The organism is Alcanivorax sp. IL3 (genome assembly GCF_047495465.1).
GTDB lineage: Bacteria > Pseudomonadota > Gammaproteobacteria > Pseudomonadales > Alcanivoracaceae > Alcanivorax > Alcanivorax jadensis.
Map to the genome: position 1 here is coordinate 873,223 of NZ_CP179931.1, position 14,708 is coordinate 887,930.

Genomic DNA, 14,708 nt, shown 5'->3' on the forward strand with positions numbered 1-14,708 from the left:
GGCCGGTTTTTTAACGCGAACGCGTCAGACTCAGGCAGCCATGGCCTTGATCTTGGCGTTCAGGCGGCTCTTGTGGCGAGCTGCCTTGTTCGGGTGAAACTTGCCCTTGCGGGTGGCTTTATCCAGCACAGACACCGCCTGGGTATAAGCTTCCTGAGCGCTGCCTTGGTCGCCGGACGCAATAGCCGCGTTCACCTTTTTCAGGTATGTGCGCACCATGGAGCGCATCGCTGCGTTGTGCTGACGGCGGTTTTCCGCCTGACGCGCACGCTTGCGTGCTTGCGGTGAGTTAGCCAAGGTCCTGCTCCTATACTTTTAAATTCGAAGGTCAAATTCGGGTTGTGACACTGGCCGCTGGGGCCGACCCTACCTGTTGTGATCAAAAAACACGCGGGTCATGGTCTAAAGACGCGCAACTATGCCGATCCGACGGCCCGATGTCAATGGGCTGTGGGGGCGGAAATCATCATTCTGGCGGTTTGGGCGACCTTTGTTTACTCTTGCCCGGTTTGCTGGAGGCATCATGACCGTACCCACAGAAAAGACCCCGAAAAAAGCCGGTTTAATGGCCTCCACCGCCCTGGTGGCGACCATGACCATGCTGTCGCGGGTGCTCGGGCTGGTCCGGGATGTGGTGATCGCCCGTATGCTGGGGGCTTCCGCCGGGGCCGATGCCTTCTTCGTGGCCCTGAAAATCCCCAATTTTTTCCGTCGCCTGTTTGCCGAAGGGGCCTTTAACCAGGCGTTTGTGCCGGTGCTTAGCGAGTATCGTAGCAAAGGCAGCATGGCGGCCACCAAGCTGTTGGTGGACCGGGTGGCCGGCACCCTGGGAACCGTGGTGGCGTTGATCACGCTGGTGGGGATGCTGGCGGCGGCGGGGGTGGTGTGGTTGTTTGCTCCCGGTTTTGGCGATGATCCGGTGAAACGGGCGCTGACCGTGGAAATGCTGCGGCTGACCTTCCCCTATCTGTTCTTTATTTCCCTGACCGCCTTTGCCGGCGGCATTCTCAATTCCTGGAACCGCTTTGCGGTGCCGGCCTTTACGCCGGTGCTGTTGAACCTGAGTCTGATCGGCTGCGCCCTGTTCCTGGCGCCGCAGTTTGCCGAAGATCGCATGGCGGTGGCGCTGGCCTGGGGGGTGTTGATCGCCGGGGTGGCGCAGCTGCTGTTCCAGTTGCCGTTCCTGGCGCGGTTGAACCTGATGCCGGTGCCGCGCATGGGCTGGTCGGATCCGGGGGTGCGCAAGATCATGACATTGATGATTCCGGCCCTGTTCGGGGCGTCGGTCTATCAGCTCAACTCCCTGGTCAATACGGTGCTGGCGTCACTGCTGGAAACCGGTTCGGTGACCTGGCTCTATTATACGGACCGGCTGATCGAGCTGCCGTTGGGCATTTTCGCGGTGGCCATTGGCACGGTGATCCTGCCCAGCCTGTCCAGCAAACATGTGGATGCGTCCAGCGAGGCGTTTTCCCGTACTCTGGATTGGGCTATCCGCATGGTGCTGCTGATTGGTCTGCCGGCGGCGCTGGCGTTGGCAGTATTGGCCGAGCCGCTGCTGTCCACCCTGTTCCAGTACGGTGAATTCACTGCCTTTGATGTGGCGAAAACGGCGGAATCCCTGCGCGCTTACAGTACCGGCCTGTTGGCGGCCATGCTGATCAAGGTGCTGGCGCCAGGCTTCTATGCCCGTCAGGACACCCGCACCCCGGTGAAGGTCGGTGTGATTGCCATGCTGGCGAATATGGCGTTCGGCGCCATGCTGGTGTGGGAGTGGCACCATGTGGGGCTGGCGACGGCCATGGCGCTGTCCGCCTGGCTTAATGCCGGGCTGTTGTATCTTGGGCTGCGTCGGGCCGGGGTTTATCAGCCGCTCAAGGGCTGGTTGTTACTCTGGGGGCGGATGGTGTTTGCTGGTATTGCCATGGCGGCGGTCACCTACTGGTTGTCGTTGCAGACCCAGGCCTGGACCGAGGCAGGTGTCTGGAACCGGGTCGGCTGGCTCAGCCTGATTGTCGCCTCCGGGCTGGCTATCTATGGCACCAGTCTGCTGGTATTGGGGTTGCGCCCCCGGCACTTGCGTCGCTAATTTCCGGCAAGAGGTGCAAAGGGCGTTGTCTTTACTCCCTGTGAGCACCATGTCTTTGGCGGTTAACCGTTTTTCCCGCCGGCAGGTCACGGGCGCATACAAAACCATCGACGAGCCTGTATAATCGGGCGTCTTTTGAGACGAGGATGAGATGCGACTGATTCGCGGCATTCACAATCTGCGCGACAGGCATCGCGGCTGCGTGGCCACCATTGGCAATTTCGATGGGGTGCATCAGGGGCATCAGCGGATTCTGGATCAGGTGATCGCAGAAGCCCGCCGCCGTGGACTGAAGGCCACGGTGATGCTGTTCGAGCCGCAACCTCAGGAATTTTTTGCGCCGCAGCAGGCGCCGGCCCGGCTCATGTCCCTGCGCGACAAGCTGATTGCCCTGCGTAACGCCGGGGTGGATCAGGTGCTGTGCGTGCGATTTGACGAGCGTTTCCGCTCTTTGACCGCTGAAGCCTTTGTGCAATCCCTGTTGGTGGATGGGCTAGGGGTGGAATACCTGGTGGTGGGTGATGATTTCCGTTTCGGTTGTGGTCGCGACGGGGATTTCGCCTACCTGCAGCAGGCTGGCGGGCAGTTCGGTTTCGCTGTGACAGATACCGCCACCTGCGAAATCCATGGCGAGCGGGTGTCCAGCACCCGGGTGCGAGCGGCGCTCAGCGCCGGCGATTTTGCCCTGGCGGAAACCTTACTGGGTCGCCCCTTTGCCATCAGTGGTCGGGTGCGTCATGGCGACAAGATCGGTCGCACCCTGGATTTGCCCACGGTGAATCTGGCGCTGAAGCGTCTGCACTCGCCGCTGGCAGGGGTGTTTGCCGTGACGGTGACTGGCGCCGGGCTCACGGACCAGGCCGGTGCTGCCAATATGGGCGACCGGCCGACGGTAAACGGCACGGAAAATCGCCTGGAAGTGCATCTGTTGGATTATCGTGAAGAGAGTAACGATGCCGGGGCCGGCAAGGACAGCCTGTACGACAAGCATTTGACGGTTGCCTTTCGCCATTATGTGCGGGCGGAAGAGAAATTCGCGGATCTGGATCAGCTCAAGACTGCCATCTGGCAGGACGTGAAAGCGGTCCGGGACTACTTTGAAAAGACGGGATTATCTAAGACGGGACTATGACGGACTACAAGGCAACGCTTAATCTTCCCCAAACCGACTTTCCCATGAAAGCCGGCTTGTCCCAGCGCGAACCGGCGCGTCTGAAAGAGTGGCAGCAAAAGCAGCTCTACCAGAAGATCCGTGAGGCCTTTGCCGGCCGTCCCAAGTTCATTCTTCACGATGGCCCGCCGTACGCCAACGGCGACATTCATATTGGCCATGCGGTGAACAAGATCCTCAAGGACATGATCGTCAAGTCCCGTACCCTGGCCGGCTTTGATGCCCCCTATGTGCCGGGCTGGGACTGCCATGGCCTTCCCATCGAACTGATGGTGGAAAAGAAGGTCGGCAAGGCCGGGCACAAAGTCGATGCGAGTACTTTCCGCAAGAAGTGCCGTGAATACGCCAGCAAGCAGGTGAATGGCCAGAAGGCGGACTTCATGCGCCTGGGCGTGTTCGGCGACTGGGACAATCCCTACCTGACCATGGATTACGCCTTCGAGGCGAACATCATCCGTTCCCTGGGCAAGATCGTCGACAACGGCCACCTGCAGCAGGGCTTCAAGCCGGTGCACTGGTGTCTGGACTGCGCCTCCGCCCTGGCGGAAGCGGAAGTGGAATACTACGACAAGGTGTCCCCGGCCATTGATGTGGAGTTTAGTGTGGTGGATGTGGCGGACTTTACTGCCCGTTCCGGCATCAAGGCCACCGCTCCGGCGCTGGTCATCTGGACTACCACTCCCTGGACCATCCCGGCTAACCGGGCGGTGGCGGTGCATCCGCAGCTGGACTATGTGCTGCTCAGCGGCGAGTTGGATGGCCAGCATCTTGAGCTGTTGGTGGCCGAGGCGCTGGCGGACGATCTGGTGGAGCGCTGGGGCATGGAGAGCGTAACCCGCTCAACCACAGTGAAAGGCGAAAAGCTGGAAGCATTGTCTCTGCAGCATCCGTTCCTGGGTGCGCAGGTGCCGGTGATTCTCGGTGAGCACGTGACCACCGATGCCGGTACCGGCCTGGTGCACACCGCTCCCGGCCACGGTGCCGATGACTTTGTGGTGGGCCAGCAATACGATCTGGACCCGATCAGCCCGGTGCTGGACAGCGGCCTGTTTCGTGACGACCTGCCAGTAGTGGGCGGAGTGCATGTCAGCAAGGCCAACGAGCCGGTGATCGAGGCACTGCAGGAAAGCGGTGCCTTGGTGAAGCTGGCAAAAATCGAGCACAGCTACCCGCATTGCTGGCGCCACAAGACGCCACTGATCTTCCGTGCCACCGCCCAGTGGTTTGTCTCCATGGACCAGGCCGGGCTGCTGCCCCGTGCCCGTCAGGAAATCGACAAGGTGCAGTGGCTGCCGGAGTGGGGCAAGGCCCGCATCGAAGGCATGCTCACCGACCGCCCGGACTGGTGTATCTCCCGCCAGCGTACCTGGGGCGTGCCCATTGCGCTGTTCGTGAACAAGGAAACCGGCGAGCTGCACCCGGACACCCCGGCCCTGATCGAACAGGTCGCCCAGCGGGTGGAGCAGAAAGGCATTGATGCCTGGTTCGATCTGGCGCCCGCCGAGTTGCTGGGCGAGCAGGCCGACCAGTACAGCAAGGTGACCGATACTCTGGATGTGTGGTTCGATTCCGGTGTCACTCATTACTGCGTACTGGACCAACGTCCGCAGCTGAACACCCCGGCGGACCTGTATCTGGAAGGGTCCGACCAGCATCGTGGCTGGTTCCAGTCTTCGCTGCTGACCAGCCTGGCGGTTCGCGATGCAGCACCTTACAAGACCGTCCTGACCCATGGTTTCACCGTGGATGAGCAGGGCCGCAAGATGTCCAAGTCCGTCGGCAATGTGATCGCGCCCCAGGAAGTGTGGAACGATCTGGGCGCCGATATCCTGCGTCTGTGGGTGGCAGCCACCGATTATCGTGGCGAGATGTCCGTGTCCAAGGACATCCTCAAGCAGATGGGCGATAGCTATCGTCGTATCCGTAACACCAGCCGTTTCCTGCTCTCCAACCTGAGCGGTTTCGACCCGGCCAGCGATGCGTTGCAGCCGGAGCAGATGCTGGCGTTGGATCGCTACATTGTCGATCGCGCCCTGCAACTGCAGGAAGAGATTCAGGGGCTTTACGACGGCTACCATTTCCATCAGGTCTACCAGAAGTTGCACAACTTCTGTGCCCTGGATCTGGGCGGCTTCTACCTGGATATCATCAAGGATCGCCAGTACACCACCCAGGCGGATTCCGTGGCGCGGCGCTCCTGCCAGACAGCCCTTTATCATATCGCCCAGGCGCTGGTGCGCTGGATGGCGCCGGTACTCAGCTTCACCGCCGAGGAAATCTACGAAAACCTGCCCGGCGAGCGTCTCGATTCGGTGTTCCTGGCGGAATGGTACGACGGCCTTTTCGGTCTTACCGATGCGGACATGGATCGTAATTTCTGGCAGCAGATGCAGGATGTGAAGCAGGCGGTGAACAAGGCCATCGAGAATGCCCGTCGCGACAAGCTGATCAAGGGCGGCCTCAGTGCCGAGGTGGTGCTCTATGTGGATGACCAGCAGCAGACGCTGTTGAACCGTCTGGGCGATGAGCTGCGTTTCGTCACCATTACCTCTGCGGCCACCCTCAAGCCTCTGGGGGAGGCGCCTGCCGAGCTGGAAGACACGGCGGTGAGCGGGTTGAAGGTGCAGGTGCTGGCCAGTGAGTACGGCAAGTGCGCGCGCTGCTGGCACCACCAGCCGGATGTCGGCTCCCATGCCGCGCATCCGGAGTTGTGTGGCCGTTGCGTGACGAACGTGGACGGCGAGGGTGAGGTGCGACGTTATGCCTAAAACGCCAGATATCTCATCTTCTGAAAGCAGCAAACGGCTGCTGCCAGGGCAACTAATTTGGTTGTGGCTCACCGGTGTGGTGATTGCCCTGGATCAGATCACCAAGCATATGGTGGTGGCCCGGTTTGATCTCTACGAGCGGCTGGAAGTGATGCCGTTCTTCAATCTGACCCTGGCTTATAACCCCGGTGCCGCATTCAGCTTTCTGGCGGATGCGGGGGGCTGGCAGCGCTGGTTCTTTACCGCCATTGCCCTGGGTGCTTCGGTACTGATCCTGGTCTGGCTGACCCGGCTCACCGCTGCAGAGAAACTGCAGGGCGTCGCGTTGGCGCTGATTCTGGGCGGGGCCCTGGGCAATTTCTACGACCGGCTGGTGCTGGGGCATGTGGTGGACTTTCTGGATTTCTACTGGGGTAACAGCCACTTCCCGGCCTTCAATATCGCCGACAGCGCTATCACCATTGGTGCCGGTCTGATTCTGCTGGATATGCTCCTGGGAGCCAAAAAGCATGACTGAGATTCTCCGGGCGGGCCCGGACACCCGTATCACTCTGCATTTTGCGGTGCGCCTGATGGATGGCACCGAGCTGGATTCCACCTTCGGCGGTGACCCGGCGGCCTTCGTCTGGGGTGACGAATCCCTGCTGCCGGGCTTTGAAAATGCCTTGCGCGGCCTTAAAGCCGGCGATCGCCGTAGCGTTTTCCTGGAGGCGAACAAGGCCTTCGGCGATTACAACGACGACAATGTGCAGCACTTCACCCGTAGTACCTTTGCCCAGTACGACACCCTGGAGCAGGGCATGGTGCTGAGCTTTGCGGATGCGGCTGGCGGCGAACTGCCTGGCGTGATCAGCAAGGTGGAGGATGAGTGGGTCTATGTGGATTTCAATCACCCTCTGGCCGGCCGAGACCTGACCTTCGAGGTAGAGATTATCGCCGTGGAGCGTTACGCTCCGGAGCAGCCCGTTACCCTGAACTGATTGCAGTCCGCGGCATCAGTGTCGTTGCAACGGTCGCAGAAGCGGCCCTGTACCCGTTACAATACCGGTACCAGTCAAGCAGGATCTCCTATGCAAATCCGACTCGCCAACCCCCGTGGCTTCTGTGCCGGGGTGGATCGCGCCATCGATATCGTCAACCGGGCACTGGAAGTGTTCGGGCCGCCGATCTATGTGCGCCACGAGGTGGTCCACAACCGCTATGTGGTGGACGATCTGCGTCAGCGCGGGGCGGTGTTTGTGGAGGAGCTCCACGAAGTGCCGGATGATGCCATTGTTATCTTCAGTGCCCATGGTGTTTCCAAGGCGGTGCAGCAGGAGGCGGAGCGCCGCCAGTTGAAGGTGTTCGATGCCACCTGCCCGCTGGTCACCAAGGTGCATATGGAAGTGATTCGCTACGCTCGCGAAGGCCGCGAGAGCATTCTGATTGGCCATGCCGGTCACCCGGAAGTGGAAGGCACCATGGGCCAGTACGACAAGTCCTATGGTGGTGATATCTACCTGGTGGAAGATGAGGCGGACGTGGCGACGATTCAGGTTCGTGACCCGGACACCCTGGCCTTCGTGACCCAGACCACCCTCAGTGTGGACGATACCGCGAAAGTGATCGATGCCCTGCGCGCCCGCTTTCCGAACATCCTCGGCCCCAAGCGTGAAGACATCTGCTACGCCACCACTAATCGTCAGGATGCCGTGCGCCAGCTGGCGCTGGAATGCGGGCTGGTGCTGGTGGTGGGTTCTGTGAACAGTTCCAACTCCAACCGTCTGCGGGAGCTGGCCGAACGCTGCGGCGCTGAAGCCCACCTACTCGACGACCCCTCCCAGATCGACTCTGCCTGGCTCAAGGGCAAGACCGCCGTCGGCGTCACCGCCGGCGCCAGCGCCCCCGAAGAGCTGGTCCAGCAGGTCATCGCCACCCTCAAATCCCTGGGCGGCTTTGACCCCGAGGAAATCCCCGGTCGCGAAGAGAACATCCGTTTCTCCATGCCCAAGGCGCTGCGCTCCTGATTCTGGCTGGGAAAACGTATTGGTTTCCTTTAGGGCCCCCCCTCCGCCTTTTGTCTGTTTAAAATGATAATTTTGCACCCGTCTAGGTTTTGCTGCCTCCTGGCCCCCGGGATAGTGCAGTAATGCTTTCCACTAAGGTAAAAGTTGCATTGGTGTACGATTAAAGTGTGAGTGCCGTCACACCCTAAAGTACCAAAATCCATTATTTTTCAGCAGCTTATACCGTCCAAGGTGGTCGACAGTCCGTTTGTCCTCGGTTGATTGATGGCGCCTATGGAATTGCTAAGCTGAACTCAACGCAATTCTCAAGCCCAGACAACCGGACTGAAATGATGACAAAAAAAAGCAGGCAGCGAGGCTTCTCACTGGTCGAAATGATGGTTGCGATCATCATCCTCGTAGTGCTGGGGTCCATTGCCGTTCCCGCTTTCCGCAACGTTGGTGCAGGTAATTCACTGCGTGGTGCGGCCAGTGAGCTGGTTGCTGCTCTTGGGACTGCTCGTACTCAGGCAGTAAACCTCAGAGTAAACGTCCAATTATCTGCGGTTAGTGGTGGGGACTGGAGTCAGGGCTGGCTTATTTCATATCCGGCCGGTGCCCCGGAGGAGGACCAAAGCTTTGCCATTTCACCGGATGTAACCGTGACGCGTTCCGGCTCTGGCAGTTTGACTTTCCAGCCAGATGGTTTTGTCAATCAGGCTGACAGCTTCATTGTCTGCGACTCTGTGCGAACAGGAGAGACGGGTCGAAAGATTTCTGTTTCTAAGGTCGGGCGAATGAGTAATGAGGATATCACGTGTTCCTGAAAAAAATGGTAGTTAAAGCTGCGCAGCGCGGTGTCGGTCTTGTTGAAGTCCTTGTGGCTCTCTTGGTGCTTGCAATCGGCGTTCTGGGCTACGCCGGGATGCAACTTTCAGCGTTAAAAGGTGCTGAACTGGCAAATAACCGAGCTCAGGCAACACTGATTGCACAGGATGCGCTGGAACGTTTGCAGGTAAATCCAAATTTGCCGGCTTACATAGCGGCGGCCTGGCCTACAACGCCAGCAGCTGTTGGCTCAGCGCCCAATGCCTATGCAACCTGCACCGGGGTTGGTGCAGGTTGCAGTAGCGCTCAGATGGTTTCCTGGGATGTTAATCAATTATCTTGGATGGCTGGGAATTTGTTGCCAGAAGGATTGGTTGCCATTCAATCCTGCCCTAATAGTGGCCTGAATTGTGTTGTTGTCAGTTGGGATGGGATGAAGCCTTCAGAGTGCGTAAAGGCAGGAGGGGAGGTTAATACCGATACGGATTCTTTCTGTGCGGTTATCGAGGTGCTTCGCTGATGAAAATGATGAAAAAACAGTCAGGCTTCAGTTTTGTTGAGTTAATGGTGGCAATGGTTGTTGGATTGGTCGTGACCGGCGCAGCACTTCAATTGCTAATAACTAATAACAGAACTTTCGCACTGCAGCAGGCAACGTCGCGTGTACAGGAAAATGGCCAGCTTGTTATGCGCTTTCTTGTGAGGGATTTGCGGCGCACAGGCCTTGATCAGAACGTAGCTTCGGTCGTGCCTGGCGGGGTGTTGTTTGTTCCTGCCGCAGGCTTGCCTGCTTCGAGTGATGGTGTCACAGATCGTATAACCATTTCCTATCACGGTACGACGGATTGTGAAGGCGGTGGCGGTGGCGGGATTGTTCAGGTCGTTAATAGCTACTATGTGTCAAACGATGGACTGTTTTGTAATGGAAATCTTTCTGGAGGCGCGGGTATAGAGCTGGTTTCCGGCGTCGAAGGTTTTAAGGTTAAGTACGGAATTGATGAAAATCCGGATGGTGCTTTAGGAGTAACTACCTTTGTGGGGGCAGCAAATGCTAGTGGCTATATAACTCCAGCTCAATCAGCTGCAGGTGTTCCTGGGGCTGTGGGAACTATTGTCGCTGCTAGGCTGGCGCTGCTGTTGAGCGAGCAGAGTGAAACGTTGCCTGGTGGTGGAGAGCAAACATTCTATTTGCTGGGAAACAAAATCACCAAATCGGATTCTGATGCAAAGGCTGTTCGCAGGATGTTTACAAGCACAGTACAGTTGCGAAATGTTGATTGGGAAACGCTATGAAAATAAATGCGATTTCGCGTGGATATAGTCAGCGTGGCGCAGCATTGATTGTTGCCCTGCTTATTCTTGTCGTGGTTTCTGTTCTGGGCGTTTCTGCCATGAAGACAAGTATGTTTGCGGCCAAGGTGGCAACAGGAACGCAGGCAGATGCCATGGTTTTTGAGGCTGCGGAAAGCTCAGTGGCAGATATGTACAACACTATCAACAATATGAATGAAGTCGCATTGACGGAATTTTTAGTTGATCAGGTTGTGGCGAGAAGGTGTTTGCTCAATTCAGGTGGAAGAGATGGTCCCTGCAACAGCGGTGATTCGATGGATGCCAGAAAAGTTATTACTGCATCCGCTGGTGCATCTGAAGACGGGTATGAACTGATTTCCGGAAACCAGGTGAGTGCAACCGGTAATTCAGCAACATTTGTGGACTACTCAATTAACATACAGGGTGACGCTGTTATGGACGGCTTTAATATTAACGATCGTCATCTACAGCAATTATTGAAGACTGGAATTCTTCCAGGCTCAGAAATGTAGCGGGGGACATTATGAAAAACGACATGTCTATTTTAAAAAGAATGGCGCTTTTGCTTGTGCTGGTTTTGTCTCCGGCATGGCTGTTCGCCGACGACACTGAGATATTCTTTGCGCCTGCAGAAGTTGGCAATAGTGAAAATGAAACTAAAGCCAACGTAATGGTGCTGCTTGATACTTCTGGCAGTATGCGCAGTTGTACTGAAAGTAGCGCCAGCTGGTGCTCAGATGTTGAAAATCGCCGTATCAATATGCTCGAAGACGCAATGCATCTTCTGATCGACTCGGTGCCAGAAAAAGTCAACATGGGTATTGGGCGGTTTCGTCACGGCTATAACTGTGCAGATAATCGCTATACCTGCGGTGGTTATGTATTGATGCCGGTAACCCAGGTAAACGACAACTCCAAGCGCGCTCTTAAAGAGGCAGTTTCAAGCCTAAATAGTGCTGGAGATAATGCTTCTGGAGCCAATACTGGCGCTCCATATGGCAGTACCCCAACTGCTGAAAGTTATTGGGAGATGGGCCGTTACATGCTGGGGGCGCCTCCAGGCTCGGCACAGTATGGAAATGGTGGTAATGACGATAATACCCGTTCTGTATGTACTGAGTTTGAAGAAACTGAAGAATGCGAGATTGTTGATGAGTATGGTTGGCAAGATATCTCAGGCACTTGTAACCGTAATCGCCCAAATTGCCGGCGAATTTGTACTTCTCCTTGGGGATGGTGCTGGGGTAACAGTGGCTACACTTACCAGGAATATAAACTTATAGGGCAAAAAAAAGAGTGTGAGATTACTAACGCGTGTGTAAATAGTCAGGATATTGTGGGTTCTGATGGCCGTTATGTGTCACCGATTAACTTAGAGAATCAGTGTGAGTCTAACCATATCGTCATCTTCACTGATGGTGATCCAAACGATATTAACTTACCTGATCATAATTTTTATGCCTGTAATGGTTCTGGAAAATCGGACTCTTATGAGTGTCAGGCGGCGATTTCTCAGTATTTAAACAGTGAAAGCAATTATATTGGCCGATCTATAAAAACCTATAACGTTGGTTTGTATATGGGCCAGAATAGAGGGGATATGGAAAAAGTCTCTTCTGACGGCTCTGAAGGCACCTATACGGCTGATACTTCAGAGGCGCTAGCTAGTGCCTTTCTTAAAGTGTTTGACCTGATTGATGAGGATTCTCGCACGTTGTCTGCCCCTGGCGTAGCGGTAAACCAATTAAACCGGTTTGAGCATCTTGACCAGCTTTATTATGCGGTTATTCAGCCTGCTTCCAGTAGTTTCTGGGAGGGAAACCTGAAGCGCTATCGTCTTTCAGGCGATGATGTCACTGATGTTTCCGGGAATGATGCTATTGATGATGAGACAGGCTACTTCAAAGAGACCGCAAGAAGCTGGTGGAGTGATGAAGCTGACGGGCCGGATGCTACCCAAGGAGGCGCGCGCCAGGCTAACGGTGAAGGCTTCTTGCGCACGTTGTATTATAACGAAGGCAGCGCAATGACGACATTGCCTTGGGGATCTGTTGGAAGTGGTGCGTATGATAATGAGTTTTTCGGCCTTCCAGAGGATGCCAGCGACGAAAAGTTGGAGCAGCTTGCCAGTAAGCTAAAAGTGCTTTGGGGAGACCCGATGCACAGTGTTCCGGTTTTGGTTGATTACAGTGGCGACAATGTGGTCTTTGTTTCCACAAATGGTGGCATGTTGCACGCAATAGATGCAAAAACAGGAAAAGAGATTTACTCATTTATGCCCAAAGAGTTTCTCTCCAGATCCAATCTTTTTACAACTGATCGCCCGTCATTGGATCAAAATAACAATCGTCAAATATATGGTTTGGACGGTAGCTGGGTTGCATTGAAAAAAGATGGCAAAAAGCTCCTTTTTGGCGGAATGCGTCGAGGCGGAAACAGTTACTATGCTCTCGACGTGACATCAAGAACGTCTCCAAAACTGCTGTGGAAGAAGACGATCACTGACAGCGGATATTCGGATTTGGGTCAAACCTGGTCTACACCGACCCCGGCAAGAATTGGAACAAAAACGGTTCTGATTTTTGGCGGGGGCTATGACACCAGCCAGGATGCAAGCGGTGGGACGAGAAGCAACGGTGACGATGTTGGTAATGTTATCTACATTGTAGATGCCTTAACCGGGGATGTGCTTTGGTCCGAAGATTTAGCATATTCCGTGCCGAGCAGCATAGCTGTCGTTGATAAAAATGCAGACGGTTCTTCTGACCATCTTTATTTTGGTGATACCGGCGGTCATTTATACCGCGTTGATATTGATGAGGATAATATTGGAGCTAGCAAGGTACATGTTTTGGCAGACTTGGGCGGGAGTTATGCTGATAATCGCCGTTTTTATGAGGCGCCCGCAGTAGCTTATGTAGAGCACAAGGGTGAAAAGCAGCTTTATGTGACAATCGGGTCTGGCTATAGAGCGCACCCCCTGGATAAAAATACAAATGAAGCCTTTTTTGTTATTCGTGACGACACCGCTTATAAAGACTCAGCTCCAGAAAAAGAGCTAAAAATTGGTGATTTAGTCAATGTGGGTGTAGGGAACCCAGTGAAAGGGGATTCTCCGGGCTGGTTCTACTATCTTGATGTTGCGCCTGGTGAAAAAGTGATGTCATCGCCGGTGGTATATGATAATACCGTTTTCTTCTCTACATATTCTCCGGTTGGCGGTACGGAGGAAGATAGTCCGTGTGCGGTTAGTCTTGGAAGTGCCTATTTGCACACTGTCAATCTCATTACGGGTGATCCTGCAAAAATCAACAATGATGGCTCTGTGGCTGATGATCGTCAAGAAAAACTGCTGCAACAGGTGCCGCCGCCGACCCCGGTTCTATTTATGGACGAAGACAAGATTAAGGTGGTTGTAGGTACCGAGGTCCCTGCGGAGGGAACGCCGCGTGATCAAAGGCTTCGCAAAACGCAATGGCGTCAGCTTGAGTCTAATGAAGCGAATGTAATCCCTGTTTATGAAAAGTAGCGGAGCGATCATGAGTGCTTACAACTATCCCCAAAATGAGAGCCGCCGAAAGGCTGCCGCTGCTGGTTTTACTTTGATCGAGATACTCATAGTGGTTGTGATAATCTCGATCTTGCTGGCAATCGCGTATCCTGCTTATACAAAGTACGTGCAGGATGCGCGCCAGGAGGCCGGTAGGGCGCTGCTCTTGGACTGGGCTTCTGCTCTGGAGGGATATCGTGGAAAGCACTTCTCTTATAATGGCGCCAGCTCAATGACTGGCACACTTGTGCCCGAGTCGGTTGGGCACAAGCATTATAAGTACACGATTTCTGTACCCTCGGATCATAAATATACGATCAAGGCGACGCCTTACAGTGCGATCATGAGTGGTACAGAAACGATGGTGCTGGATAGTCAGGGTAATGCTTGTGCCGCTGTCGGGGGTTGCACCCCTTCTAGCAGTAGTAGTTGGTAGACGGTAAACAGGAATAGTTCAGGTATTTCTGGGCTATTCCTTTTTTAGATTGTATGGCAGTCAGTTCCCGCTTTCTCAATACGGGTCCTTCCAATCCAGTTCATAATTATTTTTCTTCCTTTATTGCCACTGCAAATCAGGAAATGCCCGTTCTGGAATCGGGTTGCCCCTCTGTTTCTATAGCGTAAATGTGTGCCTCTGAATCGTTTCCATTCCAGCCAGGTGTCGCTTGGTAATTTTACATGATGATGTATTTCGCTTTTTTCTAGTGCATTGTTCATGTTCGTATCTCGCCCCTCTATCAATATTGTGGTTCTTTTGAAGCTACTGCATCCCCGCTCTCCATCGCAGATGAGTCGGTTCCCATCCGTCATAGCATTGGCTCTGGCCTCTCTGATTAATCCAGCTACACTGTTGGTGGCAGCTATAACCCGATATTCTTGAATCATTGGGAGGCCAATATTGTGCGCAATCATTGCCAGCACAGAAAGTGTGCTTAATGCCGTAAGGCACTCAAGTAAAGTAAAGCCTGTTTTTTTCATGGTTCTTTATCCGAAACATCGATAT

General features: G+C 54.9%; 14 protein-coding genes. 12 read left to right on the top strand and 2 right to left on the bottom strand.

Translation table 11 applies throughout. The annotated features are described in order from the left end of the window. Positions 1–30 precede the first annotated feature (30 nt). Positions 31–297, bottom strand: a complete 267-nt coding sequence (gene rpsT / locus ACMG4M_RS04145; RefSeq protein ID WP_035250031.1) for a 30S ribosomal protein S20 — start codon at positions 295–297, stop codon at positions 31–33. 226 nt (positions 298–523) lie between these two features. Between rpsT and murJ the strand changes: the two genes are divergently transcribed. The 12 genes from murJ to ACMG4M_RS04205 all read left to right on the top strand — a co-directional run bounded on the left by murJ (position 524) and on the right by ACMG4M_RS04205 (position 14,141). Beyond that, the gene (murJ, locus tag ACMG4M_RS04150; protein WP_414430757.1) at positions 524–2,089 is read left to right on the top strand and encodes a murein biosynthesis integral membrane protein MurJ; all 1,566 of its coding nucleotides are present in this window, start codon (positions 524–526) and stop codon (positions 2,087–2,089) included. A gap of 151 nt (positions 2,090–2,240) precedes the next feature. After that, positions 2,241–3,221 (top strand): bifunctional riboflavin kinase/FAD synthetase, encoded by a 981-nt coding sequence (gene ribF / locus ACMG4M_RS04155; RefSeq protein ID WP_035250034.1) that lies wholly within the window; start codon positions 2,241–2,243, stop codon positions 3,219–3,221. Then, positions 3,218–6,028 (top strand): isoleucine--tRNA ligase, encoded by a 2,811-nt coding sequence (gene ileS / locus ACMG4M_RS04160; protein WP_272961737.1) that lies wholly within the window; start codon positions 3,218–3,220, stop codon positions 6,026–6,028. Before ribF ends, ileS begins: the two co-directional genes overlap by 4 nt. Beyond that, positions 6,021–6,545: a signal peptidase II gene (gene lspA, locus ACMG4M_RS04165; RefSeq protein ID WP_052043072.1), complete on the top strand. Its 525-nt coding sequence runs from the start codon at positions 6,021–6,023 to the stop codon at positions 6,543–6,545. Before ileS ends, lspA begins: the two co-directional genes overlap by 8 nt. Then, positions 6,538–7,008 carry an FKBP-type peptidyl-prolyl cis-trans isomerase gene (gene fkpB / locus ACMG4M_RS04170; RefSeq protein ID WP_035250038.1) on the top strand — a complete coding sequence of 157 codons (471 nt, stop codon included), beginning with the start codon at positions 6,538–6,540 and terminating at the stop codon, positions 7,006–7,008. Before lspA ends, fkpB begins: the two co-directional genes overlap by 8 nt. 90 nt (positions 7,009–7,098) lie before the next feature. After that, positions 7,099–8,034: a 4-hydroxy-3-methylbut-2-enyl diphosphate reductase gene (gene ispH, locus ACMG4M_RS04175; RefSeq protein ID WP_414430758.1), complete on the top strand. Its 936-nt coding sequence runs from the start codon at positions 7,099–7,101 to the stop codon at positions 8,032–8,034. A gap of 329 nt (positions 8,035–8,363) precedes the next feature. Then, positions 8,364–8,840, top strand: coding sequence for a GspH/FimT family pseudopilin (locus ACMG4M_RS04180; protein ID WP_272974946.1), 477 nt, complete (start codon positions 8,364–8,366; stop codon positions 8,838–8,840). Further along, positions 8,831–9,361, top strand: a complete 531-nt coding sequence (gene pilV / locus ACMG4M_RS04185; RefSeq protein ID WP_272974947.1) for a type IV pilus modification protein PilV — start codon at positions 8,831–8,833, stop codon at positions 9,359–9,361. Before ACMG4M_RS04180 ends, pilV begins: the two co-directional genes overlap by 10 nt. Next, positions 9,361–10,134, top strand: a complete 774-nt coding sequence (locus tag ACMG4M_RS04190; protein WP_272961740.1) for a PilW family protein — start codon at positions 9,361–9,363, stop codon at positions 10,132–10,134. The genes pilV and ACMG4M_RS04190 overlap by 1 nt, the downstream gene beginning before the upstream one ends. Continuing rightward, a complete protein-coding gene (locus ACMG4M_RS04195) occupies positions 10,131–10,667 on the top strand; it encodes a PilX N-terminal domain-containing pilus assembly protein (RefSeq protein WP_414430759.1) in 537 nt (178 codons plus the stop codon). Before ACMG4M_RS04190 ends, ACMG4M_RS04195 begins: the two co-directional genes overlap by 4 nt. Positions 10,668–10,678: 11 nt before the next feature. Further along, positions 10,679–13,684: a PilC/PilY family type IV pilus protein gene (locus ACMG4M_RS04200; RefSeq protein ID WP_084573524.1), complete on the top strand. Its 3,006-nt coding sequence runs from the start codon at positions 10,679–10,681 to the stop codon at positions 13,682–13,684. Between the two features lie 10 nt (positions 13,685–13,694). Next, the gene (locus ACMG4M_RS04205; protein ID WP_035250048.1) at positions 13,695–14,141 is read left to right on the top strand and encodes a type IV pilin protein; all 447 of its coding nucleotides are present in this window, start codon (positions 13,695–13,697) and stop codon (positions 14,139–14,141) included. Between the two features lie 44 nt (positions 14,142–14,185). On the opposite strand, the gene ACMG4M_RS04210 is transcribed toward ACMG4M_RS04205, so the two are convergent. Further along, positions 14,186–14,683: a GspH/FimT family pseudopilin gene (locus tag ACMG4M_RS04210; RefSeq protein WP_272961741.1), complete on the bottom strand. Its 498-nt coding sequence runs from the start codon at positions 14,681–14,683 to the stop codon at positions 14,186–14,188. Between the last annotated feature and the right edge of the window lie 25 nt (positions 14,684–14,708).